The sequence below is a fragment of the Buttiauxella sp. AC038 genome (genome assembly GCF_979253565.1).
The window spans coordinates 1,488,071-1,514,048 of sequence record NZ_CEEDCQ010000001.1 but is presented as its reverse complement, the minus strand read 5'-3'; the positions used below and the strand labels follow the sequence as shown (position 1 = coordinate 1,514,048).

Genomic DNA, 25,978 nt, shown 5'->3' with positions numbered 1-25,978 from the left:
ACTGGAGACGAGCATGCAGATACTGATTACCGGCGGAACCGGCCTGATTGGCAGCCATCTGGTACCACGCTTGCTGGAATTAGGGCACGATGTCACGGTCGTCACCAGAAATCCCGACAAAGCGCGAACGCTTTTTGACCCCAAAGTCACATTCTGGAAAGGGTTGAACGACCGTCAGAATCTTGATGGGTTCGATGCGGTGATCAATCTTGCAGGCGAACCGATTGCCGACAAACGCTGGACCGAGTCGCAAAAACAGCGCTTGTGCCAAAGCCGCTGGCAAATCACCGAACGCCTGGTTGAGCTGTTTAAAGCCAGCCAGACGCCGCCATCAGTGCTTATATCCGGCTCAGCCGCCGGATATTACGGTGACCTCGGTGAAGTGGTTGTCAACGAAGATGAACCGCCACACAATGAATTTACCCATAAGCTGTGCGCCCGTTGGGAGCAAATCGCCTGCGGCGCGCAGAGCGAGCACACGCGAGTCTGCCTGCTGCGTACCGGCGTAGTGTTAGCCCCCAAAGGCGGGATTCTGGCAAAACTGCTGCCGATATTTCGTTTAGGTTTGGGTGGGCCAATGGGTGATGGGCGGCAATATCTGGCGTGGATTCATATCGACGATATGGTGAACGGCATTTTGTGGCTGTTGGATAACGACCTGCGCGGGCCGTTTAACTTGGTTTCGCCCTATCCGGTTCGTAACGAACAGTTCTCTCATGCTCTCGGCCATGTACTGAATCGCCCGGCATTTATACGCGCACCTGCAACAGCCGTCAGAATGATGATGGGTGAATCGTCGGTGTTGGTATTAGGCGGGCAACGCGCGTTGCCAAAGCGGCTCGAAGAATCCGGGTTTGGCTTCCGTTGGTATGATCTGGAAGAGGCACTGGGGGATGTAGTGCGTTAATATTCAAGTCCCGCCGCAACGGCGGGACTTTCAGTATTATTTCAACGAGCCCGACAAAAACTGCTGCAAACGGGCGCTTTTCGGATTCCCGAATAACTCCTCCGGCGTCCCCTCTTCCTCGATTAAGCCCTGATGCAAGAAAATTACATGGTTGGAAACGTGGCGCGCAAAATCCATCTCGTGCGTGACCACTACCATCGTTTTCCCCTCTTCGGCCAGTTTCTGCATAATACGCAGCACTTCGCCTACCAGTTCAGGATCAAGCGCAGAAGTCGGTTCATCGAACAACAACACTTCAGGTTCCATCGCCAGTGCGCGGGCGATAGAAACACGCTGCTGCTGGCCGCCGGAAAGATGCACCGGGTATTTAATCTGCTGGCGCTCGTCGATACCCACTTTCGCCAGATATTTAATCGCACGCTCTTTCGCTTCTTGCTTGCTCAGACCCAGCACCTGAATCGGCGCTTCCATGACGTTTTCCAGCACCGTCATGTGGCTCCACAAGTTGAAATGTTGGAACACCATCGTCAGGCGTGTACGTAGCAAACGGAGTTGATTTTTATCGGCAACTTTCAGCTGCCCATCGGTATCGCGCACCAGGTTAATATTCTGGTTATTGACAACAATCGTCCCTTCGCTCGGTTTTTCGAGGAAGTTAATGCAACGCAAAAAGGTACTTTTGCCTGAGCCCGATGAACCAATGATGCTTATCACATCACCAGCATTAGCCTGTAAAGAAACGCCTTTGAGCACTTCATGTTGGCCATAGCGCTTGTGCAGATCGGTAACGCTTAATTTTTTATCAGTCATCGTTGAACACTCAATGTGTTGAGCTTGGTTTAATATGCTGCAACCAGCGTTGCTCAGCCTTACGGAACAATCTAATCAGCACATAAGAAATACACAGATACAGCACTGCTGCAATCCCAAAAGCGGTAAACGGCTGGTAGGTTGCGGAGTTGATATCGCGGGCGATTTTCAGCAAATCCGGCACCGTGGCGGTAAACGCCAGTGCTGTGGAGTGCAGCATCAAAATCACTTCGTTGCTGTATGCAGGCAGCGCGATACGCAGCGCAGAAGGCAAAATAATGCAGCGGTACATTTTGAATGGCGAGAAGCCATATGCGCGCCCGGCTTCAATTTCACCATGCGGTACAGCACGGATAGCCCCGGCAAAGATTTCGGTGGTGTACGCACAAGTATTCAGCGTCAGCGCCAGCACCGTACAGTTCAGGCCGCTGCGGAAAAACTCATTGAGCAGCACAGTGCCTTTCACCACTTCCAGTGTGTACATGCCGGAGTAGAACACCAGCAACTGCACATACAGCGGTGTGCCACGGAAAATGTAGGTGAACAGCCAGATTGGGAAGGCGATAAATTTGTTGCTTGAGACGCGGCCAATGGCCAGAAACAGCGCCATAATCCCGCCCATCACCACCGAGGAAATCAACAACCACAGCGTAATGGCAACCCCTGTAAACCGATAGCCATCAGTCCACAGCAGCGCCTTCCAATATTCATGGAAAATATCCATCATAGCTCAGCCCTCTTCACGCCAACCGAGTAACGGCGTTCAAGCCAGAGCAACACACCATTCGATACCGTGGTAAAGAACAGGTAAATGATCCCGGCAACAATCGCAAAGTAGAACGGCTGCCAGGTGCTTTTCCCGGCAAGCTGCGTGGCTTTCACCACATCTTCCAGCCCTAACAAAGAGACCAGCGCGGTAGCTTTTAAAATAACCTGCCAGTTGTTACCAATGCCCGGTAGCGCGTAGCGCATCATGGCCGGGAAGAGAATGCGGCGGAAAGTTTGCGAACCGGTAAAACCAAAGGCAGTTGCCGCTTCAATGTGCCCTCTCGGAACAGCCATAAAAGCGCCACGGAACGTTTCGGTAAAATAGGCACCGTAGATAAAACCAAGGGTAATGATACCGGCGACCATGGGGTCAATATCAAACTGAGCAACGCCAAGCGAGTCGGTTAACACATTGAGTGCCATTTGCAGGCCATAGAAAATCAGCAGCATCAACACCAGATCGGGCACACCGCGAATCAGCGTGGTGTAGCCTTCAAACAGCATGGCTAACGGGCGATTTTTGGACAACTTGGCACCAGCTCCCGCCAGGCCAATAATAACGGCGAGGATAACGGAGCTTAGCGCCAGTTCCAGCGTGACGACAGCCCCTTTAAAAATGACTTCTGAAAAACCGTACAGCATGGTGCGTATCCTGTCGTCAGTGTCTGCACAAACTTAACCTGCCCGTGTCGGGCAGGTTTAACCACTGGTGACTGTTAACCACCGTAAACATCGAAGTCGAAGTATTTCTTCGCTAACTTCTCGTAAGTTCCGTCTTTGCGCATTTCAGCAAATGCTTTGTTCAGTGCTTCACGCAGCTCGGTATCGTCTTTACGCAAACCCATACCGGTGCCAACACCAAACAGTTTGTCGTCTTTAACTGATGGTCCACCGAACTGGTAATTTGCGCCAACAGGTTGTTTCAGGAAGCCTTCGCTCGCAGCCACTTCGTCCTGGAACGCGGCGTCAATACGGCCTGCCGTCAGGTCAGCGTAAATAGAGTCCTGGCCTTGGTAAGAGACAATTTCGATGCCTTTCGGTGCCCAGTGCTCATTACCGTAGGTTTCTTGCGTAGTGCCTTGCAGCACACCGACACGCTTACCTTTCAGAGACTGAAGAGTGGGTTGAATCGGCGAACCTTTCGCGACCACTAAACGCGAGTCTGCAGCGTACAGTTTGTCGGTGAAGGCAATTTCTTGCTGGCGTTTTTCAGTAATAGAAAGCGACGACATAATCGCGTCGATTTTTTTCGCTTTCAACGAGGGGATCAACGCATCCAGTGGGTTTTCCACAAAGGTACAATTAGTTTCGATGCGTTTGCAGAGCTCTTTTGCCAAATCGATATCAAAACCGACTAATTCCCCTTGAGCGTTTTTCGACTCAAACGGTGCGTAAGTTGGGTCAGTACCAATACGTACATTTTTAGGAATTGCGGCGAAAGCTGTGGAAACACTGGAAAATGCCAGTACCAAAGAAAGAGCGATGATCTGCTTGTTCATAATTATCCTCGAGTAGACCGTATATTTTGCGCGATTGCTTTTTAACCGGATAAAATTGCATGTTTCATGCCAATTTATGCATACCAATATAGTGTTTTTTCAAGCGGATGGCGCGCCCTGTTTCAGGAGCACTTTCACTTGAAAAGCATGCCGCACCAATAGGATGCAAGTAAAACACCATTTTGGTGCATCAGCAATAATTTGCACTAACGGAGTGCAAGCAGCTTCAGGTTAGATTGCAATTCTATTCAGCCCGACTATGAAAGCCATAACCGGGCTACAGACTACGGGATAAGGTTATTCACCGTAAACATTAAAATCGAAGTACTTCTTAGCAAATTTGTCGTAAGTACCGTCTTTACGCATTTCTGCCAGCGCTTTATCGAAGGCCGCTTTCAGCTCTACGTCATCTTTACGCAAACCAATACCAGTACCGTCACCAAAGTACTGTTTGTTTTTCACAGATGGGCCAGCAAACTGATAGCCTTTACCCGCAGGCAGTTTCAGGAAGCCTTCGCTCGCAGCAGTTTCATCCTGGAATGCCGCATCAAGGCGGCCAGCAGCCAGGTCGGAATAGATCAGATCCTGGTTAGCGTAAGGCACCACATCAATACCTTTGCTACGCCATTCAGCGTTGGCATATGCTTCTTGGGTAGAGCCTTGCAACACACCAATGTGCTTGCCTTTGAGTGACTCAAGAGTTGGCTGAACCGGAGAGCCTTTAACGGCAATCAGGCGTGAATCAGCAGCGTAAAGTTTGTCTGAGAAGGCAATCTCTTTCTGGCGCTTTTCAGTAATGGAAAGCGAGGAGATGATACCGTCGATTTTCTTCGCTTTAAGCGATGGGATCAGTGCATCAAAATCGCTTCCTACCCACGTACATTTAGTATTGATGCGTTTACACAACTCATTGCCGAGATCGATATCGAAACCAACAAAATCCCCTTTCGCGTCTTTAGATGAGAACGGTGCATATGTGGTGTCCGTACCAAGACGAATGCTCTGCGGAATGGCTGCGAAGACACTTGCGGTGGCACTCAGGCCAAGCAGTAATGACAGAGCGAGAACTTGCTTTTTCATACATAACCCTCAGGTGGCTGATCTTATTATGTGTAACGTCGTGTTGTGTTTGCTTTGTGTTGCAGACCAGAGTTGCAGTTCCCATGCCACTTTTTCTTGCGTGGAAGAAAGTGCGCGGTTTTGTGTTAAATAAAAGTTACAACTCTGTCACGAGAATGAAAGATAGCAGGTCTGGTATGAGGGAAAAGCATTAACGGTGGAAAATAGCGGATAAATGTTCTGGAAGTGATCGGGGTTACAAAATCGCCCCATTTTGAGGCGAAGGGTTTTGTGATGCACCACACTGGCGCAATATTTATGCGCCGTTCCAGCGGGTGAACAAGTCCTGTGGTAGCTCAATATCAAACTGGTCGAGTACCCGATTGACCGTCTGGTCGATGATGTCCTGCACGCTTTGCGGGCGATGATAAAACGCCGGCATTGGCGGCATAATCACAGCACCTAATTCGGCGGCCTGAGTCATTAAACGCAAATGGCCAAGGTGAAGCGGCGTTTCACGCACACAAAGCACCAGCGGGCGGCGCTCTTTCAGCACCACATCTGCCGCACGCGTCAGCAGGCCATCGGTATAGCTGTGGACAATGCCAGAAAGGGTTTTGATTGAGCAGGGTAATATCACCATGCCGTGCGTCTTAAAAGAGCCTGAAGAGAGGCTGGCGGCGATATCGCGGGCGTCATGAACCACATCAGCCAGAGCCTGAACTTCGCGCAGGGAAATATCGGTTTCTAAGGCGAGCGTCTGGCGAGCAGCGTTGCTAAGGATGAGGTGAGTTTCAATATCGGGTAATTGTTGCAGTACCTGAAGTAGTCGCACACCGTAGATTGCACCACTGGCACCTGAAATTCCAACAATTAACCGTTTCATATTTTAGTTCGCCCGAGGAGTTTATCTGGGCTGACTTTGCCGCAAGATGGGCAGGGATGCAAGAAATGGTAACCCTCTCCTTCCGGGAGAGGGTTAAGGTGAGGATGGCTTTAACCCTCGTTGTGCATCTCTAAGTTTTCCACTTCGTTCTGACGGGCAATCGCTTGTGAATCGTCATTACGCAGTGACTCAAGATATTCAAGGTATTCGTGATCCACATCTTTGGTCACATAGATACCGTTGAACACCGAGCATTCAAACTGCGTGATATCCGGATTCTCAACGCGTACAGCCTCAATCAGATCGTTCAGATCCTGGAAAATAAGACCATCGGCACCAATCAACTGACGGATCTCGTCAACTTCACGGCCGTGAGCAATCAGTTCGTTAGCACTTGGCATGTCGATGCCGTATACGTTCGGGAAACGAATTTCCGGTGCCGCTGACGCGAGGTAAACTTTCTTCGCACCGGCTTCACGTGCCATTTCGATAATTTGCTCAGAAGTGGTACCACGCACGATGGAGTCATCCACCAGCAGAACGTTCTTATCGCGGAACTCAGCACGGTTAGCGTTGAGTTTACGACGTACAGATTTACGACGCAGCTGCTGGCCCGGCATGATAAAGGTACGGCCAACGTAGCGGTTCTTCACGAAGCCCTGGCGATATGGCTTGTCGAGAATACGGGCGATTTCCAGCGCGATATCGCAGGAGGTTTCTGGAATCGGGATAACCACATCGATATCCAGATCTTCCCACTCGCGAGCAATTTTCTCACCGAGTTTTTTGCCCATCTCAACGCGTGCGCTGTAAACGGAAATCTTGTCGATAAAGGAGTCCGGACGCGCGAAGTAGACGTATTCGAATAGGCAAGGGTTGCTGGTTGGGTTATCAGCACACTGGCGGGTGAACAACTGCCCTTTCTCAGTGATGTACACCGCTTCACCTGGTGCGACATCACGCAGGAATTCGAAGCCCAGGGTGTCAAGCGCAACGCTTTCGGAAGCCACCATATATTCAGTGCGACCGTCGTTCAAATCACGCTTGCCCATTACGAGTGGGCGGATGCCGTTTGGATCGCGGAAGGCAACCATACCGTGGCCGATGATCATCGCAACACAGGCATAAGCACCACGAATCTGGCGGTTAGTCGCGGCAATGGCGGCAAAAATGTTGTCTGCTTCCAGCGGATAGTTGCGGAAGTTATCCAGCTCACTGGCGAAAATATTCAGCAGGATTTCAGAATCGGAAGTGGTGTTAATGTGACGACGCTTTTCTTCGAACAGCTTCTGGCGCAGTTCGTGGGCGTTAGTCAGGTTACCGTTGTGTGCAAGGGTAATGCCGTACGGAGAGTTAACATAGAAAGGCTGGGCTTCAGAAGCGCTGGAACTACCCGCTGTAGGGTATCGCACATGACCAATGCCCATGTTTCCTTGTAAGCGTTGCATGTGAATGGCACCAAATACATCACTCACCAGTCCATTAGCTTTGCGTAGACGAAAACAGTTTAAAGCATCAATGGTGACGATGCCTGCGGCATCTTGTCCACGATGCTGAAGCACCGTTAACGCATCATAGATAGACTGGTTTACCGGCATGAAACCGGCGATACCGACAATACCGCACATGTTGTCTTTTCCTCATCGTGAGTCTGTTTTTCTGGCGTTATTTGAAAATAAAATAGCCAGAAAAATCAGACTCTAAGCCATAACCCCCGCCCTAAGGCCGAGGCAAGAAACTTGACGAGCTTTGCAGATAGTCAAAGAACCATCTGATGATGAAACTGAATTGCGGGATAAGCTGCGACTTTTGCCAGTCGTCACTCTTCGAAAAACCAGTAAACGTATCAAGAAAGAACAGAATGGCGGCGACGATCAATGCTCCACGTAAAGCACCGAAACAGATCCCCAACACCCTGTCTGTACCCGACAGGCCGGTTTTCTCAACCAGTGCGCTAATCACATAATTGACTATCGCACCGACAATGAGTGTCGCGATAAAGAGTATCGCGATAGCTATTCCATTACGTACCAGTTCGTCTTCAAAGCCTGTGAACCAGACTGACAGGTAAGTGTAGTAATGACTGGCGACAAAGAAAGCACAACCCCAGGTCACCAGCGATAACGCTTCACGCACAAACCCACGAATAACACTAATCAGAGCCGAAAAACCGATGACTGCAATAATGGCGTAATCTATCCAGACCATGAACAAATCTCACGACAAATCGCCCTGACGTCCAGTTCGGGGCGCATTCTAACAGAAAAAGAAAACGTTTGCGTAGGGATTTCCTTCCCTCGCGTAAATAAATAATGGCGTTGAAAAAATGCTCAACGCCATTAAAAACTTGCCCTAAATCCCGCCGCTCTGCGGGTTTATCTGGCCGTGTAAGTCATGACCACACCGTTCAGCCCGGAAAGCGAATTCAGCTCGCCCAAAGACGACTTAAGTTTGTCTTTCGAAGCGTCCGGTCCCACCAAAATACGGGTAACTTTCCCCTGCACTGGTGTCGACGGTGACGTGTAAGCACGGAACCCAGCGCCGCGTAGTTTACCAACAATTTCATTCACTTTGTCGGCATTCTTTAATGCACCTAGTTGCACGACGTAAGCTTTGCCGGTTGGCGCTTGTTCGGTCGTTTCTTGCTTCGCAGGTTTCTCAGGTGCTGGCGGTTCTTCGTTCATCATCGCCAGACGTTCTGCCGTTTGATCAATCTCAGCCTTACTCTGCGGTTTTTCGACCTGCTTAGGTTTCGGCTTTTCAACGACAGGTTGCGGTTTTGGTTGAGCACGGGCGACCGGAACTTCATCAATACCCGCACCACCATCACTTGGCAATGAGGCGATATCTAATCCTGGTGCTGCTGCCGTACCCGCTCTCACCTCTTCTGCGGCACCTTCAGGTGGCTGAGAAGGGAGTGCCTGAGTTGCGACAGGCAACATATCCGGCTCAGCGGTATCCCCTGGTTTTGGAACCAGAGGAATGGCTGCGAATTCATCCTGATAATGCTTTTTCTGACCATCGAGCAGCCCTGGCAGGATAATGACCCCCAGTGCGACCAAAATGATGGTCCCTACTAATCGATTTTGAAACTTACTCGCCACCTGTTTTCTCCGCGTCCAGCGCTTCCATTACGTGGGCTACTGTATGAAATGAACCACACACCAGCACGGTATCATCCTCTGTTGCTGCACTCATCGCAGCATTCCAGGCTTGCGCCACTGTGCCGTAGACTTCACCCTGGCCCAGATGCTCAATCAGTTGCTCGGCCGTCGCACCGCGTGGCCCTTCCAGAGGAGCACAATACCAGCTATCAACTTGATGAGACAAATTTGCCAGCGTACCGGCGATGTCTTTGTCATGGAGCATGCCAATTACCGCCAACACTCGCCCACGCTTGGGTAGCTGCGCAAGGCGCCCGGCAAGATAGGCCGCCGCATGGGGATTATGCGCCACATCGAGAATAACCAAAGGGGCCTGCGAAATAATCTGGAAACGGCCCGGTAGTGCCGCCTCTTTAATCCCTTGAATAATAGCTTCAACACTGACATTTAGCTGGCTTGCACGCAACGCGGCCAATGCGGTCGCCGCATTTGGCTGTGGGACTAACGGCATAGGCAGCTCGTTGAGTTCACCCTGTGCGTCTTTAAAACTCCAGCTGTTCTCACCCACTTGATAAGACCAGTCGACATCACGGCGCAGCAGATGAGCACCCTTTTCAGCCGCTACATCAGCAATAGTGTGTGGCATATCTGGCTCGCCCACCACAGCAGGTTTACCACCACGGAAGACCCCAGCTTTTTCACGTCCGATACTTTCACGGTCTGGCCCCAGCCAGTCTGTGTGATCAAGGGCGATACTGGTGACAACGGCTACATCGGCATCGACAATATTGGTCGCATCCAGGCGACCACCCAGGCCGACTTCAAGAATCACCACGTCCACAGCCAGTTGCTTAAACAACAATAGCGCTGACAAGGTGCTGTATTCAAAATAGGTCAACGATGTTTCGCCACGCGCGGCTTCAATTTGTGCAAATGCCGCCGTGTGGTATGCCTCGTCCAGCTCTTCACTTTGTACGCGCACGCGCTCGGTGTAACGCACCAGATGCGGTGAACTGTAGACACCAACGCTATATCCCGCCGCCATCAACACCTTTTCCAGGGTGCGACAAGTAGTGCCTTTGCCATTGGTTCCAGCCACGGTAAACACCGTCGGTGCAGGTTTTAAGACATCAAGCGTCGCTGCAACTTTTTTTACGCGGTCAAGACCAAGCTCGATTGTTTTTGAGTGGAGATTTTCCAGATAACAAAGCCACGTGGCCAGAGGCGACGTGGCTTGAGGCGTTTGAATTTTTTCCATGATGCCCGTTCTACTTACCGAGAGGATCGGTTCAAGAAAAAAGGCAGTTCCGCGAGCGGCCCTGCCTTTATTGACTATCAGGCCTCGTGACCTTCTTCCGGTGCTGCCGGAACCACAATCGGTTCACGCGGCGCTTCAGGATTCGGCGCGGGCTGATTTGTCAGCTTTGCCAGAACGCTTGCCAGTTTGAGGCGCATTTCTGGACGACGGACGATCATGTCGATCGCCCCTTTTTCGATCAGGAACTCACTGCGCTGGAAGCCCGGCGGCAATTTTTCGCGAACGGTTTGCTCGATAACACGAGGGCCCGCAAAGCCGATCAATGCTTTTGGCTCAGCGATGTTGAGATCACCTAACATTGCGAAGCTTGCAGACACGCCACCCATTGTTGGGTCAGTCAGAACCGAGATATACGGCAGACCGCGTTCCTGCATTTTTGCCAGCGCCGCACTGGTTTTCGCCATCTGCATCAGCGACATCAGCGCTTCTTGCATACGTGCGCCACCGGAAGCGGAGAAACAGATCATCGGGCAGTTATCTTCCAGAGCCTGTTCCACAGCACGAACAAAACGCGCGCCGACAACAGAGCCCATAGAACCGCCCATAAAGGCAAACTCAAACGCCACAGCGACAACTGGCATGTTATAGAGCGTGCCTTTCATGACCACCAGCGCGTCTTTCTCGCCGGTTTCTTTCTGGGCAGATGCCAGACGGTCTTTGTATTTTTTAGAGTCTTTAAACTTGAGGATATCTTTTGGCTCAAGCTCACTACCCAATTCAAACATCGAGCCTTCATCTAACAGGCTGTGCAAGCGATCGCGCGCGGACATACGCATGTGGTGATCGCATTTTGGGCAGACTTCGAGATTGCGTTCCAGTTCGGCACGGTACAGAACCTGGCCACAGCTATCGCACTTCGTCCACACCCCTTCAGGGATACTCGCCTTACGGGTAGGGGTGATATTGCTCTTATTGAGAATTCGTTCAATCCAGCTCATTGATGACCTTTCTGCTTGAACCTGGTCGATGCCAGTTTTTCTGTGGCAGAACTAGCTGCCCCAGACCATAAATGGTGCTCATTAAAACATAACGGCCCGCGACTTTGGATAAAAAAGTGGTCGAACCGCGCGATGGGGTTACTTTTGCAGGCGTTTGGCCGCGCGTTTGTGGCGAATAATTTCAACCACACCAGGCAAGACCGACAACACGATTATCGCCACAATCAGTAATTTCAGGTTTTCCTGCACAATTGGCAAATCGCCGAACAGGTAGCCTGCGTAGGTAAATAACAATACCCACAGCAACGCACCGGCAACGTTATACATCGCAAAATGGCGATAGGACATATGCCCCATCCCGGCGACAAACGGTGCGAAAGTTCGCACAATCGGTACGAAGCGCGCGAGGATAATCGTTTTTCCACCATGACGCTCGTAAAAAGCGTGTGTTTTATCAAGATAACTACGGCGGAAGATTTTTGAATTCGGGTTACTGAACAGCTTTTCACCAAACAGCCGCCCAATAGTGTAGTTCACCGCATCCCCAACAATAGCCGCGATGATCATTAAAATCACCATGGTATGAACGTTCAGATCGTTAGTCGGCAATGCCGCCAGCGCACCGGCAACAAACAGCAGTGAATCACCCGGCAGGAACGGCGTCACCACCAACCCTGTCTCGCAAAACAGAATCAAAAACAGAATGGCATAAACCCAGACGCCATACTGCGCGACCAACTCCGCTAAGTGCACATCAATGTGCAAAATAAAATCAATAATAAAGCGGATAAATTCCATAGTTATCTACCTTTCTCGACTGGCGTCAGTCTGCCAAAAAAAGAGGCCCCATCGGGGGTTTAGGCAACGCAAAATGTTCAGGGTAATCAACAGAAACTAAGTACAAGCCTTCTGCTTTTCCGGTCGCCGCTGCAAGCTTGCGATCTTTCGCAGCCAGCAATTGGGCCATCCAGTTCTCTTCTTGATTGCCACAACCGATTTCCATCAGGCTGCCGACAATGTTTCGCACCATGTGATGCACAAACGCATTGGCTTTGATATCCACCACCACGTATGAGCCATAACGCGTGACGTTGATGTGCATCAGATTGCGCCACGGGGTGCGCGACTGGCATTGCACAGCACGGAACGACGTAAAATCGTTCTCACCCAGCAAACATTGCGCTGCACGGTGCATGCGTTCAGCATCAAGCGGGTGATAAAAATGCGTCACCCCCTGCCCCATCACCGCAGGACGCAGCCGCTCGTTATAGATGACATAACGATAACGACGCGCCGTCGCGCTGAAGCGTGCGTGAAAATCATCGGGCACAGCTTTAACCCAACGCACCGCAATGTCACCAGGTAAATTCGCATTTGCACCAAGCGTCCATGCTGCATCTTTACGCTGCGCGCGCGTTTCAAAGTGCACAACCTGGCCGGTGGCATGTACGCCTGCATCGGTACGCCCGGCGCAGAATACATTTATTGGCTCATCAGCCACTTTAGAGAGCGCTTTTTCAAGCTTCTCTTGCACGCTGCGCACTTCATTCTGGCGCTGCCAGCCGTAATATTTGCTGCCGTCGTATTCAATGCCGAGTGCAATCTTGTTGAGTGGTGTTTGGTGCAACTCGTCGGACATTAGTACATATACTCCTGCACTAATTTCTCAGCCGTTTTCACCGCCATCAATGCACCACCGAAACGAACGTTATCGGCAACTGACCAGAATTGAATCTGCTCAGGCATACCGTAATCGTTATGGATACAACCGATGGAAAGATGCGCACTGCCAGAGGCGTCAGCAACCTGAGTCGGGAAATCCCCTTCTTCGGAAAGCGCGATATCTTCAAATTGGCCAAACGCATCACGCGCTTCTTCAGCAGCCAGCGGTCGCATTGCTTCAAAGTTGACCATTTGCGCATGCCCGTAAAACACCGGAGCCTGAACCATGCTGGCAGAGATCATCACACCTTCATCCTGCAACACTTTACGCACTTCGTTCACCAGGCGACGCTCTGCAATAACGCTACCTTCAGCATCAGGCACCAGTGGCAGCATGTTGAATGCTAATTGGCGGCCAAACAGATCCGCGTCTTCAATTGGCAAACCATTAAGCAAACGTGCACTTTGACCGGCCAGCGCGTCTACCGCACTTTTGCCACGGCCAGAGGCTGCCAGTAAATTGGTGACCTGAATGCGTGATAAACCACCTTGTTCGATAAGCGGCTTCAGGGCTGTCAGGAGTTGGCTGGTCAGGCTATCAGCAACAGCAACCAGGTTGCGATTACGGTATTCACCCAACACAAAAGGATTCACGTCAGGTACTACCAGCGGGACATCGTGTTCCATGGCGAACAGGCCACTGGAGTCGATAACCAGGCAACCGGCATTCGTGGCTTCTTCAACATAACGCGCAGAAGCTTCAACACCCGCAACGAAGAACGCCAACTGAACCTGAGTCCAGTCGAATGATTCAGCATCCTGAACCATCACGTTTTTGCCTTCATAACGAATATTTTCACCGGCGCTTTCATTGCGCGCCAGGGCATACAATTCACCAACCGGGAACTGGCGTTCGGCAAGCAGTTCAATCACAGCTGCGCCTACGGCACCCGTGGCACCTAAAACGGCAATATTCCAGCCTTCAGACATGTTGGTTTACTCCAGACTTAAATAGCAGTATCTCCCCGGTGTAACGCCGGGGAGATGAGAAGGATTTTTTAACGCGCAGTGTGATAGGTGGCGCTAAAGCCTAGCTTTTGCAGCATTGTCGCTGCCGCTTCATCATCACACTGGATATACAGCGATGACCATTCACGGCGTTCCTGATAATTTTTGCGCAACTTGTCAAACTCACCAGGAATTCCTGCCACTTTACGCAGCGGGGCATCATCGCGGCGCACATCATACACCAGATGAACCAGTCTTTTGAGTGTTGCCTGATCAAGCGGGCCATGAAGGGTAATACGGCCAAATTCTGGGGCAGGAAGCAGAGTGTCTAAAGCCACCTGTTGTTTCTGACCAATAAACTCGCTAAATGCTTCAAACACTTGCGTGGTGCCACGCGCTTTACCTTCCAGCGTATAGCCCGCGATATGAGCGGTACCGATATCAACTTTCTCGAGCAGAGCTACATTTAGTGCAGGCTCCGGCTCCCAGACATCAAGTACCACACTCAGATGCTGACCATTCTCCAGACATTTAAGCAACGCCACGTTATCCACAACTGGGCCACGGCAGGCGTTGATCAAAATGGAGCCAGGTTTGAGGCTTGAAATCAGTTTCTCGTCAGCAAGATGCAGCGATTTGTACGCACCGTCTTTAAACAATGGCGTATGGAACGTCAGAACGTCCGCTTCGCGCACCAATTGTTCCAATGAAACAAAATCACCTTTATCACCGCGGTCGGCACGAGGTGGGTCACAAAGCAGCGTACGAACGCCAAAAGCTTCGAGACGCGCCTGCAAACGCGAGCCTACATTACCGACACCAACAATACCTACGGTGCGGTCGGTAAGCTTGAAACCGTCGCGTTCAGCAAGCATTAACAGTGAGGAGAAGACATACTCAACTACCGCAATGGCGTTACAACCAGGGGCTGCCGAAAATGCGATACCCGCGCGCTCAAGGTAGTTTTCGTCAACGTGGTCAGTGCCAGCCGTTGCCGTACCGACAAACTTTATCCCTTTGTCATCGAGTAAATCAGCATTCACTTTGGTGACTGAACGCACCATTAACGCATCGGCATCAGCCAGTTCGGATACGGGAATTGGGCGGCCAGGAACAGCGGTTACGTCGCCAAGGCGACTGAACAATTCACGTGCATAGGGCATGTTTTCGTCAACGAGGATTTTCACGTTAGCTACCTGTTCGGTTAATCGTCGAGAATAAGCCCGATAGTGTGCCATAATCTGGCGTCCTGGCATACTTGAGCCAGGGATCGACAAAGGATTTAAGCCTATGCAACCCATTCAGGGGGCGACAGCACGTCCTCCGGGGGAACCACCCTCCCCAACTTCAGCGGCAGGTGAGTTTCCGCTTTCTACACAGCAACGTACCGTTCTGGAACGTTTGATTACACGTCTTGTTGCGCTTAACCAGCAACAAAGTGCCGAAGTGTGGGCGGGATTAAAACATGACCTCGGGCTAAAAGGTGAAACGCCATTGTTATCGCGTCACTTCCCCGCGGCTGAACAAAACCTGAATCAGCGTCTCAATAATGCTCAAACAACCCATGCCACGCGTCAGGTTGTGCAACAGCTCAGCGAGTTGCTATCACAGGGCAATAATCGCCAGGCTGTGAGTGATTACATTCGCCAACAGTTTGGGCAAACGGCCCTTAGCCAGCTCACGCCAGAACAATTAAAAAGCGTACTGACGTTATTGCAAAATAACCAGTTGGCTATCCCGCAGCCACAGCAGCGCCAGGCGACAGATCGACCGTTGTTGCCTGCAGAACATAACACTTTAAATAAACAAGTCGCCAAACTCACAGCTGCAACGGGTGAGTCAGGAAAACTTATCTGGCAATCAATGCTTGAGCTTTCGGGGGTGAAAACAGGTGAGTTGATTCCTGCAAAACATTTCACGCTGCTGAGCACCTGGTTACAGGCAAGGCAAACCCTGAGCCAACAGCAAACTCCTACGCTGCATACCATCCAGGCCGCGCTAAAGCAGCCTCTGGAACCAGCAGAATGGAAAGAGATTACCGATTATTCTCAGCAACGTTTTCAGGCCTCGCCGCAGTCGTTACTGACTACTGCGCAAGTGCAAGATATTTTGAACCAGATCTTTTTGAAGCGAGCAGAACGGCAACCGGCCTCGCCTGAAGTGCAAAATATTCAGCCCATCGCCAGCCCAATTTGGGCGCCATTTATTGAACCGATGAAGGCAATAAGTGCCCGCCCAGGCCTGGCACTTATCGCACTGATTGTGGTGATGGTTTTGTTCTGGATAGTGATTTAAACATTAGCCACCCAGCCTCGGGTGGCTATGGTTACTTGCGAAAGGCGATGAGTGTAACCACAATCCCGACTACCGCAGAAATTGCTCCAGCTAAAAACACTGACGGATAACCCATCGAGGTTGCCAACAATCCGGTCAACGGCCCTGCGACACCGTACGAGATATCCTGAAACGCCGCATAGCCACCAAGCGCCGTACCGCGTACCTGAGCTGGTACACGTTTCACTACTTCAACACCCAGTGCAGGGAAGATTAACGAGCAGCCACAACCCGTCAACGCAGCACCGATTAGCGCAACGCCTGCTCCCGGTGCCTGCCAGAGTAAAACCAAACCGGCAGTTTCAATCGCCAACGAGACCAGTGCCACTCTTACACCACCAAATCTGTCGGGCATCCAACCAAACAGCACACGCATCAGCACAAAAGCGCCACCAAAAGCGGTCAGCGTAAAGCCTGCCCAAGCCCAGCCGTTCGATGCAAAGTAAAGTGAGACAAAAGTGCCGATCACGGCAAAACCCACGCCTTGTAGTGCAAGACCCATCCCCGGTTTCCAGATAAGGCCAATCACAGTAAACAGCGATGGGCGCTCGCCTTTATGCGCAGGCACCGCACGAACGCGGCCATTAAACGCCCAGGCAACCAGCGGCAGTGCTATCGTCGATACACCCAACGCGACAAACCCCCAGTGGCTATTGAGCAGCAACCCAAGCGGTGCACCCGCTGCCAGTGCGCCATAAATCGCCATCCCGTTCCAGGACATTACTTTGCCGGAACGTGCCGGGCCAACCAGGCCTAGTCCCCAGGTAAGGTTGCCGGTAAGCAACTGGCTTTCACCGAAACCGAGAATCAAACGGCCAACAATCAACAGGCCGAATTTCGCCATCGGCTCAACGGGCAATAGCGCCGCCAGCAGATAAGCGACGCCAGCAAATGCGCATGCGCACATCCCCTGTAACGTCGAACGCTTAGCTCCTTGCTGGTCGGCCAGACGCCCGGCATAACCGCGGGTTAACACTGTTGCCAGGAACTGAATGCCTACGGCAATCCCTACCATGGTGTTACCAAACCCAAGCTCATGGTGAACAAAAAGCGGAATAACAGGCAACGGCAAGCCAACCGTCATATAGGTGAGAAACACCGCGAAGGTAATGCTGAATAAGGACTTATTTTCGGATTTGCTATTTTTAAGCTGAGAATCAATCAATGCAGACATGCTGCTTACTCCATTTATCGCAGAGTAAGGCGAGGTAACCACCCACGCCCTTTCCCTCTGAACGTTCAGATTAAGGGTGCGTTGGTTGACGTTGAACGCTTACGCATTATCAGAACGATAATGTTATTGCGCGAATAGTGCCTTCAGCCATTGATGCTGTCAATAATTGTGAACAGCAAAAAAAACGGGGCGCCATAGGCACCCCGTTCGTCATTCTCACTGTTAGTGATGAATTAAGCTTTAACTTTACGCATCACAAGTGTTGCGTTAGTCCCACCGAAACCGAAGCTGTTAGACATAACAGTATTCAGTTGACGCTCGGTAGTTTCAGTCACGATGTTCAGGCCAGCAGCCTGCTCATCCAGCTGTTCAATGTTAATGCTTGGCGCGATGAAACCGTGCTCCAGCATCAGCAGAGAGTAGATAGCTTCCTGAACGCCTGCGGCACCCAGAGAGTGACCGGTCATCGCTTTGGTCGCAGACATTGCTGGTGAGTTGTTACCGAAGACTTCTTTGATTGCGCCCAGTTCTTTCACATCGCCAACCGGCGTAGAAGTCCCGTGGGTGTTCAGGTAGTCAATCGGGGTATCAACACCGTGCATTGCCATCTTCATGCAACGCACAGCACCTTCACCAGATGGAGCAACCATATCTGCGCCATCAGACGTTGCGCCGTAGCCAACGATTTCAGCGTAGATGTGTGCGCCACGAGCCAGAGCGTGCTCCAGTTCTTCAACCACAACCATACCGCCGCCGCCTGCGATAACGAAACCGTCACGGCTCGCATCATAGGTACGGGACGCTTTGTCCGGCGTTTCGTTATATTTGGTAGACAGTGCGCCCATTGCATCGAACTCACAGGCCATTTCCCAGCACAGCTCTTCGCCGCCGCCAGCAAATACGATGTCCTGTTTGCCCAGCTGAATTTGCTCAACAGCATTACCGATACAGTGCGCAGAAGTCGCACATGCGGAGCTGATTGAGTAGTTCACACCGTGAATTTTGAACGGAGTAGCGAGACATGCGGAAACCGCAGAACCCATCGCTTTGGTCACAACATAAGGACCAACCGCTTTCAGGCCGCGCGGGCTACGCATTGCGTCTGCACCGAACACCTGAGATTTAGAAGAACCACCGGAACCTGCAATCAGGCCCACACGAGGATTGCTTTGATAAACTTCTTCTTTCAAACCAGCATCTTCAATAGCTTGCTGCATTGAAAGGTAAGCATAGACAGAGGCATCGTTCATGAAACGGACGACTTTACGGTCAATCAGGCCGGTGGTGTCCAGTTTAACGTTACCCCACACGTGGCTGCGCATTCCAGAATCTTTGAATTCTTGAGAGAAAGTGATCCCCGGGCGACCTTCACGCAGAGATGCCAGGACTTCCTGCTGGTTGTTACCGATGCTGGAAACAATGCCCAGACCAGTAATCACTGCACGTTTCATTCAATACCTCTTCTACTGCACTATTAGGATTTCGACAGGCACAATAGCGTACACTTGTACGCCGAACAAGTCCGATCAGCCAAATCAGTCTGAAATTTGCACCGCTTCGCACACATCGTTATGATCGTTACACTGCCTGCCAGACGAGTAACTTACGTGAAACACTCCCCAATACAATCTGCAAACCTGGACTTTAATGAAGAGGGTACACCTGTATCCCGAGAGTTCGACGACGTGTACTTCTCTAATGATAATGGACTGGAGGAAACTCGTTATGTATTTCTGGGAGGAAACCGTCTAAATGAGCGTTTTGCTACCCATGAGCGTTCGCTGTTTGTAGTCGGTGAAAGTGGTTTCGGCACCGGTCTTAACTTTTTGACTTTATGGCAAGCTTTTGAAGATTTTTGCAAAAATCAGCCTCAAGCCACCCTCAAACGCCTGCACTTTATTAGCTTTGAAAAATTCCCTCTGACCGTAAAAGATTTACGTGCAGCTCATGCCCATTGGCCTGAACTTGCCGATTTTGCGCAGCAATTACAGCAACAGTGGCCACTGCCAATCGCAGGCTGCCACCGCATTTTGCTGGCGGAAGGCCGCGTTACTCTCGACCTTTGGTTCGGTGATATCAATGAACTGATACCGCAATTAGATGACACTTTAAATAATCAGGTAGACGCCTGGTTCCTTGATGGTTTCGCTCCGTCAAAAAATCCGGATATGTGGACGCCACAGTTGTTCAACGCGATGGCGAAATTGGCGCGCACGGGCAGCACGCTGGCGACATTTACCTGCGCCGGGTTTGTACGCCGTGGCTTAATTGATGCCGGTTTCGCGATGACCAAAACCAAGGGTTTTGGCCGCAAACGCGAAATGCTGGTTGGGGTAATGGAAGGTGCGATCGAAACGCCAGCACGCACGCCCTGGTACGCGCGCCCTTCGTCACAAGCACAAGAGGTTGCCATTATTGGCGGTGGCGTTGCCAGCGCTCTGCTGTCACTCGCTTTGCTGCGTCGCGGCTGGCAGGTCACGCTCTACTGCGAAGATGCTGCTCCGGCGCTCGGTGCCTCCGGCAACCGCCAGGGTGCGCTTTACCCATTGCTCAATACACACAGCGCAACTCTGACAAACTTTTTCAGTGCCGCATTTACCTTTGCCCGCCGCATGTATGACTCATTGCCCGTCGATTTTGATCATGACTGGTGTGGCGTTACGCAACTTGGCTGGGACGAAAAGAGTCAGCATAAAATCGACCAGATGCTGAGCCTGGAATTTCCCGCTGCTCTCGTTCATGCCGTCGACGCAGAAACGGCGACAAAACTTTGCGGTTTAGAAACCGGCCATGGTGGAGCAACCTACCCTCTTGGTGGTTGGCTGTGCCCGGCACAACTTACATCCGGTGCACTGGCGATGGCCGAAAATTTGGGTCTAAAAACGCATTACCAGCATCGCGTTGAAGGACTCACCCAAACGCCTGACGGATGGAATTTATCAATTGCCGAGCAGGAAACAAAACGGCATGCGGCAGTGGTATTAGCCAACGGTTTTAAAGTGAGCAAATTCTCACAAACCGAAAAATTGCCATTCTCGGCCGTGGGTGGTCAGGTCAGCCATATTCCCACCAGCCCGTCACTTTCAAAATTACGCCAGGTGTTGTGCTACGACGGCTATCTGACGCCACAAAACCCGAATAATCAGCAGCATTGCATCGGCGCAAGTTACCATCGTGGTGTGGAAGAGATGCATTATAACGAGGAAGATCAGCTGCATAACCGTCAGCGTTTGCTTAACTGCCTGCCGGATATGGAGTGGCCACAGGAAGTGGATGTTAGCGCCACTGAAGCACGCTGTGGCGTGCGTTGTGCCACGCGCGACCATATGCCGCTTGTAGGAAGTGTCCCTCGCTACGATGACACGCTCGAAACCTACGCAACACTTGTTGAAAACCATGACAACGCCGAAACCGCTCCGGTTTATGACAATCTTTTTATGTTGGCGGCTCTGGGTTCAAGGGGATTATGCAGCGCGCCATTGGCGGCAGAAATTCTGGCAGCTCAAATGAGCGATGAACCGGTTCCGATGGATGCTGAAACGCTTGCTGCGCTCAATCCAAATCGATTCTGGGTGCGCAGGTTACTGAAAGGAAGAGAAGTTAAATAGATTTGAGATTTTGCCCTCTCCCAATAAAGGAGAGGGCAAAAGACTTAGAACTTAGCCTTCTGATACAAATTGTCCCACATGCTCAATACTAAAGACTGATCACGCGGTGAAAGCTCACCTGCCTGAATCGCTTTTTCCAGACTACCTGATACCGCAGTATTAAGTGCTTCAGGGCTATGGTCTTCACCATGCTCCAGATCAGCTACCGCCAGAGTCAGATGGCCACGCAGATAACCGCTGGCAAACAGCTCGTCATCACTGGCCGTCTCAACCATTTCATCAATTAGCGCCAGAATGCGTGTCTCAAATTCAGCGATCATCGTACTTCCTCATCATTTTGCAGGTTTTTATCCCCGTCATACTTCAAGCCGCAGACGCGTTGACTGCATCCATTCTCCCCAGTCACATAGTTAGCTATGCTCCTGTGAAGAATGGATTTGTCGCCTTCCTGCAACTAGAATTATTTAGGGGATGTCTAAAGGTCTTCCGGCCACGGAAAATGCTCTGCAGCCAGCGCTGGAGTTTTGTAATATTCCCGCAGCGCTTCAATCAGTTTTGCCGTACGAGCCGGGATACCTTCTTGCAGGTAAATCATCACCTGCGCATGCACACGGCGCTGGAACGCGATTCTGTCCGGGTCAACATCGCCGCTCAGGTTATCGCAGCTCACATTGAACGGGAAATTTGCTGCCACGCACAGTAACCATTCCTGCGCCTGGGGCTTCACTTCCACATCCTCAAATTTGCTTTGTGTTTCGGCATCACGCCCATCCGGGCAATACCAATAACCGAAATCCACCAGTTCACGGCGCGCTTTGCCCGCAATAAGCCAGTGAGAAATCTCATGCATTCCGCTGGCGTAATAGCCGTGAGCAAACACCACGCGGTGATAAGGAATTTCTTCATCTGCTGGAAGATAGATCGGTTCGTCGTCGCCTTTAATCAGACGTGTATTAAATTCGTCTTTAAAGCAGTTATCGAAAATATCGATAAGTTCCTGATAATGGTGTTCTGTCGTTATTGTCATATTTGCTGTCGTCATCTTAAGCTACCCCCAACCAATGGAGGATCTCCGGTCCGTGGCTATCAAATAAGAGTTTGGCGCTCATCACCGCCGACACGATAACTATCATCGGACGGATCAGTTTTTGCCCTTTACTCAACACGAGGCGTGATCCCATTCGCGCCCCTAAGAACTGCCCGGCCATCATTACAAAACCGGTTCCCCAAATCACTTTCCCGCCAATGATAAACAAAAGCAGGCCGCCGAGGTTTGATGTAGCGTTTAATACTTTGGCGTGAGCCGTAGATTTTGCGAGGTTAAAGCCGCACAGCGTGACGAACGCCAATGCATAAAAAGAGCCCGCACCAGGGCCAAAGAAACCATCGTAGAAACCGACGCAACCACCTGCAACCAGCGCAAATGGCAGGCCGTATAAACGGCGCTGCCTGTCTTCTTCACCGAGTTTTGGCATCAGTAAAAAGTACAGACCAATGCAGATCACCAGCAGCGGCAAGATTTGGCGCAGCACGTCTGATTTGACGTATTGAACCAGCAATGCCCCGGTTGTTGAGCCGATAAAGGTCATCAGAATATTAAGTTTCTGATCTTTCAGGCTCACCACTTTGCGGCGAATAAAATAAATTGAGGATGAAACTGAACCACCACACGCCTGAAGCTTATTCGTTGCCAGTACATGTGCGGGTGACATTCCCGTCGCCAATAATGCAGGGACAGTAATCAAACCGCCGCCGCCCGCCAGTGAATCAATAAACCCTGCAAGCATGGCGACAAAAAACAGCACCACCAGCGTCAGGGGGGAAACCATAAACCATTCCATGAACTTATCCGTTAGAGAACGTGCTCATCCAGCAAAGCCTGACAAGAGGCCGGTAAAGGGGGCGGAGTTTTCTTTTTCGGCGCACTGCTGCCTGGAGGTGGTGGCGCAAACCAGCTTTGCAGTTCAGCACCACAGCCGTCGCCTGGCGGCGGTAATGGCTGATCTTCACACTCGAGGCTATCTGCCGGGCAACGCAAGCGAACATGCATATGCGCACGATGCGCAAACCACGGGCGCACTTTACGCAGCCAGTCGCGATCGGCACCCGCATCCAGACACAATTGTTGCTTGATAGCCGGATTGACAAAGATCCGCGTCACGTCGTTATCTTTGGCTGCAAGTTTAATCAGGCTGCTGATTTCTGGCTGCCACAAACGCGGCACCACATGCTGATTATCACTGGCGACTAAATCCAGCGCTTGCGGTTTAAGAAGCTGAGCCGAGGTCCAGCGAGCTTTAGGGAGTTGCAAAAAAATATCAACATCCAGGCCGCTTTGGTGGCTGGCATGGCCCGAGATAAAACGCCCACCCGCTGCCATTCCCATATCGCCAATCAGCAACGTGCCAAGGCCCAGTTGTGTTGACTGGTTGCTGAGGCGCTGAATAAACATCACTAAATCAGGATGGCCGAAATAGCGACGTTGGTCCTGTCTCATCACCTGATAGCGAGGATCGTTGAGCGGCAACTCGTGGGCACCCACAATGCAGCCGTTAGAGAATGCACCAATAGATTGCGGGCTTCCCGCAATCGGATGACTAATTTTCTGCCACGGCGTCGCGGCGAAAGTAGCGGTACTGGCAAGTAATGCCAGCAGCCCCACGAGTGTTTTTTTCATCGCATTACCAGCGCGGCAAAGGGAAAGTCACGTCACCGTTTTGAGCACGCTGACGCAGCATATGATCCATCAATACAATCGCTACCATGGCTTCGGCAATCGGAACCGCACGAATACCCACGCAAGGATCATGGCGACCACGCGTGACCATCTCAACTTCTTCGCCTTCGCGGTTGATGGTGCGGCCTGGGACCATAATGCTGGAAGTCGGTTTCAGCGCCATGTTAGCCACTATCTGCTGGCCGCTGCTGATGCCACCCAGAATGCCGCCAGCATGGTTGCTCTGGAAACCTTCTTTGGTGATTTCGTCGCGGTTCTGGCTACCACGCAGATTTACCACGCCAAAGCCTTCGCCAATTTCCACGCCTTTCACGGCGTTAATGCTCATCAGCGCATGGGCGATATCAGCATCTAAGCGGTCAAATACAGGTTCGCCAAGGCCTGGCGGCACTTTATCCGCGACCACGGTAACTTTCGCACCAATGGAGTCGCCTTCTTTTTTCAGCGCACGCATCAGCTCATCAAGCGTTTCAATCTTGTCTGGATCAGGGCAGAAGAACGGGTTCTGCTCGACTTGATCCCAGTCTTTGATTTCTAACGGCACGTCGCCCATTTGCGTCAGGCAACCACGAATAATAATGCCGTATTTATGCGCCAGATATTTTTTAGCAATCGCCCCAGCCGCAACACGCATCGCGGTTTCACGTGCTGAAGAACGGCCACCGCCACGATAATCGCGCAGGCCATATTTTTGTTCGTAGGTGTAATCTGCATGCCCCGGACGGAACACGTCTTTGATAGCGCTGTAATCTTGCGAGCGCTGATCGGTATTTTCAATCAACAGACCGATGCTGGTGCCGGTAGTGACACCTTCAAATACACCGGAAAGGATCTTCACCTGATCGGGTTCGCGGCGTTGCGTGGTGTAGCGTGAAGTCCCCGGGCGGCGGCGGTCGAGATCGTGTTGTAAATCGGCTTCGGTCAGCGGGATGCCTGGCGGCACACCATCAACGATACAACCCAGTGCGACACCGTGGGATTCACCAAATGTCGTTACGCGAAATACTTGTCCGATAGAATTTCCTGCCATTTTTCACGGCTCCTTACCGTTGTCATTTTCGTTGTGTTGTCAGCAAAAGAAGACGGGCCATAAGGCCCGTCTGCGCAGATTAATCTTTGTAAATGCTGAAGTGTTCACGCGCATCAATAAGCTGCGATTTAGTCAGCATAAACACACCGTCACCGCCGTTATCGAACTCAAGCCAGGTGAACGGCACATCAGGGTACTGGTCCATCAGATGTACCATGCTGTTCCCGACTTCACAAATCAGGATACCGCCATCGGCGAGGTAGTCAGGCGCACAAGCCAGAATACGACGTGCCAGTTTCAGGCCATCTGTACCGGCAGCTAAACCTAATTCAGGCTCGAAGTGGAACTCACCCGGCAGGTCAGACATATCTTCTGCATCCACATACGGTGGATTAGTCACGATAATGTCGTACTGCACTTTTGGCAGGTCACGGAACAGGTCGGAGCGAATTGGCGTAACCTGATTTTCCAGACCGTGCTCAGCGATGTTTTGCTCAGCCACTGCCAGCGCATCAAGAGAAATATCGACCGCATCCACTTCCGCATTGTGGAATTCATAAGCACAGGCGATAGCGATACAGCCGCTGCCAGTACACATATCCAGAATGTGAAGAGGTTCGTCGTTGAAAAGACCCGCGAAACGGTTGGTAATCAGTTCACCAATTGGGGAACGCGGCACCAGCACACGCTCATCAACATAAAACTCATGGCCACAGAACCAGGCTTTATTGGTCAGGTAAGCCACCGGGATACGCTCGTTAACGCGGCGAATCACACGCTCAACGATGCGATGACGCTCGCTTGGTGTCAGGCGTGCAGTACGCATATCTTCAGGAATATCCAGCGGCAGATAGAGACTTGGCAGCACTAACTGAACGGCTTCGTCCCACGGGTTATCCGTGCCGTGGCCATACCAGACGTTGGCGGCGCTAAAACGACTGACTGCCCAGCGCAGCATATCCTGAATGGTGTGCAGCTCATTAACTGCCTCATCGACGAAAATTTTATCCACGTTGCCCTCCGCAGGCCGTTCGCGCTAGTTCAATAATCGGCTAGTTTGCCATGAAGACCACGACAAATCAGCATTTCAATAGCTGTCACAGCGGCTAAAATTGCGTTTTATTTAGTGATGGACG

The 25,978-nt window shown here is 51.3% G+C and carries 26 protein-coding genes; 3 read left to right on the top strand and 23 right to left on the bottom strand.

All coding sequences use genetic code 11. The features are described 5' to 3' along the window. Positions 1-13 precede the first annotated feature (13 nt). The gene (locus AC0IXI_RS07255) at positions 14-907 is read left to right on the top strand and encodes a TIGR01777 family oxidoreductase (RefSeq protein ID WP_471682176.1); all 894 of its coding nucleotides are present in this window, start codon (positions 14-16) and stop codon (positions 905-907) included. Positions 908-943: 36 nt separating this feature from the next. On the opposite strand, the gene hisP is transcribed toward AC0IXI_RS07255, so the two are convergent. The 15 genes from hisP to pdxB all read right to left on the bottom strand — a co-directional run bounded on the left by hisP (position 944) and on the right by pdxB (position 15,146). Continuing rightward, the gene (hisP, locus tag AC0IXI_RS07250) at positions 944-1,717 is read right to left on the bottom strand and encodes a histidine ABC transporter ATP-binding protein HisP (protein ID WP_034458841.1); all 774 of its coding nucleotides are present in this window, start codon (positions 1,715-1,717) and stop codon (positions 944-946) included. 10 nt (positions 1,718-1,727) lie between these two features. Continuing rightward, positions 1,728-2,444 (bottom strand): ABC transporter permease, encoded by a 717-nt coding sequence (locus AC0IXI_RS07245; protein ID WP_064512733.1) that lies wholly within the window; start codon positions 2,442-2,444, stop codon positions 1,728-1,730. Continuing rightward, entirely contained in the window at positions 2,441-3,127 is a 687-nt protein-coding gene (locus AC0IXI_RS07240; protein ID WP_134185133.1) for a histidine ABC transporter permease HisQ, read from the bottom strand. Before AC0IXI_RS07240 ends, AC0IXI_RS07245 begins: the two co-directional genes overlap by 4 nt. Positions 3,128-3,201: 74 nt before the next feature. Continuing rightward, the gene (gene hisJ / locus AC0IXI_RS07235) at positions 3,202-3,984 is read right to left on the bottom strand and encodes a histidine ABC transporter substrate-binding protein HisJ (RefSeq protein ID WP_034458847.1); all 783 of its coding nucleotides are present in this window, start codon (positions 3,982-3,984) and stop codon (positions 3,202-3,204) included. Between the two features lie 297 nt (positions 3,985-4,281). Then, positions 4,282-5,064 (bottom strand): lysine/arginine/ornithine ABC transporter substrate-binding protein ArgT, encoded by a 783-nt coding sequence (argT, locus tag AC0IXI_RS07230; RefSeq protein ID WP_064512740.1) that lies wholly within the window; start codon positions 5,062-5,064, stop codon positions 4,282-4,284. Between the two features lie 295 nt (positions 5,065-5,359). Then, positions 5,360-5,929: a UbiX family flavin prenyltransferase gene (locus tag AC0IXI_RS07225; protein WP_034458851.1), complete on the bottom strand. Its 570-nt coding sequence runs from the start codon at positions 5,927-5,929 to the stop codon at positions 5,360-5,362. 110 nt (positions 5,930-6,039) lie between these two features. Next, a complete protein-coding gene (gene purF, locus AC0IXI_RS07220) occupies positions 6,040-7,557 on the bottom strand; it encodes an amidophosphoribosyltransferase (RefSeq protein WP_471682175.1) in 1,518 nt (505 codons plus the stop codon). Positions 7,558-7,648: 91 nt separating this feature from the next. Beyond that, positions 7,649-8,137 (bottom strand): colicin V production protein, encoded by a 489-nt coding sequence (gene cvpA, locus AC0IXI_RS07215; protein ID WP_034458856.1) that lies wholly within the window; start codon positions 8,135-8,137, stop codon positions 7,649-7,651. A gap of 167 nt (positions 8,138-8,304) precedes the next feature. Next, positions 8,305-9,033, bottom strand: coding sequence for a cell division protein DedD (dedD, locus tag AC0IXI_RS07210; protein WP_064512743.1), 729 nt, complete (start codon positions 9,031-9,033; stop codon positions 8,305-8,307). After that, the gene (gene folC / locus AC0IXI_RS07205; RefSeq protein WP_134185129.1) at positions 9,023-10,291 is read right to left on the bottom strand and encodes a bifunctional tetrahydrofolate synthase/dihydrofolate synthase; all 1,269 of its coding nucleotides are present in this window, start codon (positions 10,289-10,291) and stop codon (positions 9,023-9,025) included. Before folC ends, dedD begins: the two co-directional genes overlap by 11 nt. A 77-nt stretch (positions 10,292-10,368) precedes the next feature. Next, a complete protein-coding gene (gene accD, locus AC0IXI_RS07200) occupies positions 10,369-11,289 on the bottom strand; it encodes an acetyl-CoA carboxylase, carboxyltransferase subunit beta (protein WP_064512747.1) in 921 nt (306 codons plus the stop codon). A 138-nt stretch (positions 11,290-11,427) separates the two neighbouring features. Further along, on the bottom strand, positions 11,428-12,087 hold the full coding sequence (locus AC0IXI_RS07195; RefSeq protein WP_034458864.1) for a DedA family protein: 660 nt from the start codon (positions 12,085-12,087) through the stop codon (positions 11,428-11,430). A 25-nt stretch (positions 12,088-12,112) separates the two neighbouring features. Next, positions 12,113-12,928 carry a tRNA pseudouridine(38-40) synthase TruA gene (truA, locus tag AC0IXI_RS07190; protein WP_064512749.1) on the bottom strand — a complete coding sequence of 272 codons (816 nt, stop codon included), beginning with the start codon at positions 12,926-12,928 and terminating at the stop codon, positions 12,113-12,115. After that, positions 12,928-13,941: an aspartate-semialdehyde dehydrogenase gene (locus tag AC0IXI_RS07185; protein ID WP_064512751.1), complete on the bottom strand. Its 1,014-nt coding sequence runs from the start codon at positions 13,939-13,941 to the stop codon at positions 12,928-12,930. The genes truA and AC0IXI_RS07185 overlap by 1 nt, the downstream gene beginning before the upstream one ends. Positions 13,942-14,009: 68 nt before the next feature. Then, a complete protein-coding gene (gene pdxB, locus AC0IXI_RS07180) occupies positions 14,010-15,146 on the bottom strand; it encodes a 4-phosphoerythronate dehydrogenase PdxB (RefSeq protein ID WP_064512753.1) in 1,137 nt (378 codons plus the stop codon). 103 nt (positions 15,147-15,249) lie between these two features. Between pdxB and flk the strand changes: the two genes are divergently transcribed. Beyond that, complete coding sequence (flk, locus tag AC0IXI_RS07175; RefSeq protein ID WP_413498680.1) at positions 15,250-16,254, top strand: flagella biosynthesis regulator Flk; 1,005 nt, start codon at positions 15,250-15,252, stop codon at positions 16,252-16,254. 31 nt (positions 16,255-16,285) lie between these two features. Here flk and AC0IXI_RS07170 read toward each other — a convergent pair whose 3' ends face one another. Both AC0IXI_RS07170 and fabB read right to left on the bottom strand, forming a co-directional pair. After that, positions 16,286-17,467, bottom strand: a complete 1,182-nt coding sequence (locus AC0IXI_RS07170) for an arabinose transporter (protein ID WP_471682174.1) — start codon at positions 17,465-17,467, stop codon at positions 16,286-16,288. A 233-nt stretch (positions 17,468-17,700) separates the two neighbouring features. Continuing rightward, positions 17,701-18,918, bottom strand: a complete 1,218-nt coding sequence (fabB, locus tag AC0IXI_RS07165; protein ID WP_034458876.1) for a beta-ketoacyl-ACP synthase I — start codon at positions 18,916-18,918, stop codon at positions 17,701-17,703. A gap of 156 nt (positions 18,919-19,074) precedes the next feature. On the opposite strand from fabB, the gene mnmC reads away from it, so the two are divergent. After that, positions 19,075-21,075 carry a bifunctional tRNA (5-methylaminomethyl-2-thiouridine)(34)-methyltransferase MnmC2/FAD-dependent 5-carboxymethylaminomethyl-2-thiouridine(34) oxidoreductase MnmC1 gene (gene mnmC / locus AC0IXI_RS07160; protein WP_471682173.1) on the top strand — a complete coding sequence of 667 codons (2,001 nt, stop codon included), beginning with the start codon at positions 19,075-19,077 and terminating at the stop codon, positions 21,073-21,075. Between the two features lie 44 nt (positions 21,076-21,119). On the opposite strand, the gene AC0IXI_RS07155 is transcribed toward mnmC, so the two are convergent. The 6 genes from AC0IXI_RS07155 to prmB all read right to left on the bottom strand — a co-directional run bounded on the left by AC0IXI_RS07155 (position 21,120) and on the right by prmB (position 25,854). After that, complete coding sequence (locus AC0IXI_RS07155; protein ID WP_064512761.1) at positions 21,120-21,395, bottom strand: YfcL family protein; 276 nt, start codon at positions 21,393-21,395, stop codon at positions 21,120-21,122. A gap of 155 nt (positions 21,396-21,550) precedes the next feature. Then, on the bottom strand, positions 21,551-22,096 hold the full coding sequence (locus AC0IXI_RS07150; protein ID WP_134185595.1) for an elongation factor P hydroxylase: 546 nt from the start codon (positions 22,094-22,096) through the stop codon (positions 21,551-21,553). A 22-nt stretch (positions 22,097-22,118) separates the two neighbouring features. After that, a complete protein-coding gene (locus AC0IXI_RS07145) occupies positions 22,119-22,916 on the bottom strand; it encodes a sulfite exporter TauE/SafE family protein (RefSeq protein WP_134185121.1) in 798 nt (265 codons plus the stop codon). 11 nt (positions 22,917-22,927) lie between these two features. Beyond that, positions 22,928-23,752, bottom strand: coding sequence for a penicillin-insensitive murein endopeptidase (mepA, locus tag AC0IXI_RS07140; protein WP_471682172.1), 825 nt, complete (start codon positions 23,750-23,752; stop codon positions 22,928-22,930). A gap of 4 nt (positions 23,753-23,756) precedes the next feature. Continuing rightward, the gene (gene aroC, locus AC0IXI_RS07135) at positions 23,757-24,842 is read right to left on the bottom strand and encodes a chorismate synthase (RefSeq protein WP_471682171.1); all 1,086 of its coding nucleotides are present in this window, start codon (positions 24,840-24,842) and stop codon (positions 23,757-23,759) included. Positions 24,843-24,921: 79 nt separating this feature from the next. Further along, positions 24,922-25,854: a 50S ribosomal protein L3 N(5)-glutamine methyltransferase gene (gene prmB, locus AC0IXI_RS07130; RefSeq protein WP_064512769.1), complete on the bottom strand. Its 933-nt coding sequence runs from the start codon at positions 25,852-25,854 to the stop codon at positions 24,922-24,924. Between the last annotated feature and the right edge of the window lie 124 nt (positions 25,855-25,978).

What these genes read in the sequence shown, in the direction of transcription:
- hisP (WP_034458841.1), bottom strand. Translation starts at nt 1,717, where the DNA reads ATGACTGATAAAAAATTAAGCGTTACCGATCTGCACAAGCGCTATGGC.
- mepA (WP_471682172.1), bottom strand. Translation starts at nt 23,752, where the DNA reads ATGAAAAAAACACTCGTGGGGCTGCTGGCATTACTTGCCAGTACCGCT.
- aroC (WP_471682171.1), bottom strand. Translation starts at nt 24,842, where the DNA reads ATGGCAGGAAATTCTATCGGACAAGTATTTCGCGTAACGACATTTGGT.
- argT (WP_064512740.1), bottom strand. Translation starts at nt 5,064, where the DNA reads ATGAAAAAGCAAGTTCTCGCTCTGTCATTACTGCTTGGCCTGAGTGCC.
- purF (WP_471682175.1), bottom strand. Translation starts at nt 7,557, where the DNA reads ATGTGCGGTATTGTCGGTATCGCCGGTTTCATGCCGGTAAACCAGTCT.
- AC0IXI_RS07195 (WP_034458864.1), bottom strand. Translation starts at nt 12,087, where the DNA reads ATGGAATTTATCCGCTTTATTATTGATTTTATTTTGCACATTGATGTG.
- AC0IXI_RS07245 (WP_064512733.1), bottom strand. Translation starts at nt 2,444, where the DNA reads ATGATGGATATTTTCCATGAATATTGGAAGGCGCTGCTGTGGACTGAT.
- fabB (WP_034458876.1), bottom strand. Translation starts at nt 18,918, where the DNA reads ATGAAACGTGCAGTGATTACTGGTCTGGGCATTGTTTCCAGCATCGGT.
- AC0IXI_RS07155 (WP_064512761.1), bottom strand. Translation starts at nt 21,395, where the DNA reads ATGATCGCTGAATTTGAGACACGCATTCTGGCGCTAATTGATGAAATG.
- truA (WP_064512749.1), bottom strand. Translation starts at nt 12,928, where the DNA reads ATGTCCGACGAGTTGCACCAAACACCACTCAACAAGATTGCACTCGGC.
- cvpA (WP_034458856.1), bottom strand. Translation starts at nt 8,137, where the DNA reads ATGGTCTGGATAGATTACGCCATTATTGCAGTCATCGGTTTTTCGGCT.
- AC0IXI_RS07170 (WP_471682174.1), bottom strand. Translation starts at nt 17,467, where the DNA reads ATGTCTGCATTGATTGATTCTCAGCTTAAAAATAGCAAATCCGAAAAT.
- AC0IXI_RS07225 (WP_034458851.1), bottom strand. Translation starts at nt 5,929, where the DNA reads ATGAAACGGTTAATTGTTGGAATTTCAGGTGCCAGTGGTGCAATCTAC.
- flk (WP_413498680.1), top strand. Translation starts at nt 15,250, where the DNA reads ATGCAACCCATTCAGGGGGCGACAGCACGTCCTCCGGGGGAACCACCC.
- AC0IXI_RS07145 (WP_134185121.1), bottom strand. Translation starts at nt 22,916, where the DNA reads ATGGAATGGTTTATGGTTTCCCCCCTGACGCTGGTGGTGCTGTTTTTT.
- accD (WP_064512747.1), bottom strand. Translation starts at nt 11,289, where the DNA reads ATGAGCTGGATTGAACGAATTCTCAATAAGAGCAATATCACCCCTACC.
- hisJ (WP_034458847.1), bottom strand. Translation starts at nt 3,984, where the DNA reads ATGAACAAGCAGATCATCGCTCTTTCTTTGGTACTGGCATTTTCCAGT.
- folC (WP_134185129.1), bottom strand. Translation starts at nt 10,291, where the DNA reads ATGGAAAAAATTCAAACGCCTCAAGCCACGTCGCCTCTGGCCACGTGG.
- AC0IXI_RS07255 (WP_471682176.1), top strand. Translation starts at nt 14, where the DNA reads ATGCAGATACTGATTACCGGCGGAACCGGCCTGATTGGCAGCCATCTG.
- AC0IXI_RS07240 (WP_134185133.1), bottom strand. Translation starts at nt 3,127, where the DNA reads ATGCTGTACGGTTTTTCAGAAGTCATTTTTAAAGGGGCTGTCGTCACG.
- AC0IXI_RS07185 (WP_064512751.1), bottom strand. Translation starts at nt 13,941, where the DNA reads ATGTCTGAAGGCTGGAATATTGCCGTTTTAGGTGCCACGGGTGCCGTA.